The sequence below is a fragment of the Streptomyces hilarionis genome, from assembly GCF_024539675.1.
Classification (GTDB): domain Bacteria; phylum Actinomycetota; class Actinomycetes; order Streptomycetales; family Streptomycetaceae; genus Streptomyces; species Streptomyces hilarionis.
This window is the reverse complement of the sequence record NZ_JAHHIT010000414.1, coordinates 1-502: the sequence shown is the minus strand read 5'-3', so window position 1 is coordinate 502 and position 502 is coordinate 1. Positions and strand designations below refer to the sequence as shown.

Annotated in this window: 1 protein-coding gene; it reads left to right on the top strand. The window is 53.6% G+C overall.

The genetic code is table 11. From position 1 onward, the window contains the following. Window positions 1–203: hypothetical protein (locus tag KMS84_RS43795; protein WP_256921276.1), on the top strand; the 203-nt coding region annotated here is incomplete at its 5' end. Between the last annotated feature and the right edge of the window lie 299 nt (window positions 204–502).

Here is a 502-nt window from a genome sequence, read left to right as displayed (position 1 = left end):
CTCCGTCTGAACCTGTGTATGCCCAGCCGTCTTCTGGCCACCATGACAACAAACGCGGCACTAAGCACGGCCACTCCGCGCCGCAGCCTGGTCACGGTGGTGGTTGGCGGGACGGATATCAGAACGGCCATCAGAATCAGTCGAGGCATCAGGAAGAGCAGGTTTATCATAAGAAATCGTTTTTACGGGAAATTTTCGACTAATATTTGCTTGGATACAGCGATCCGCTAATCAGACTCCAGCCGGAAGATTTGATCAGCCGGCTGTAGCTTTTTCGAAACCCGGTATCCGGTATTCAACCAGTTTAGTAGAGCGGTTCCTCAGCCACTAGCGGGCCCGAAAATCCTGTAAAACCGTCTCTCCCCTTGACTTGCTCATCCCAATTACCGGGTAGGCGCTGCGTCGGTCACCTGACTCCATTCCGAGCGATCCCACGGGCATACCGAAGGCAGCTATTCCGTCCAGATTGGCTCGTCGACTTAGTTCAGCAATTTGTGTGACC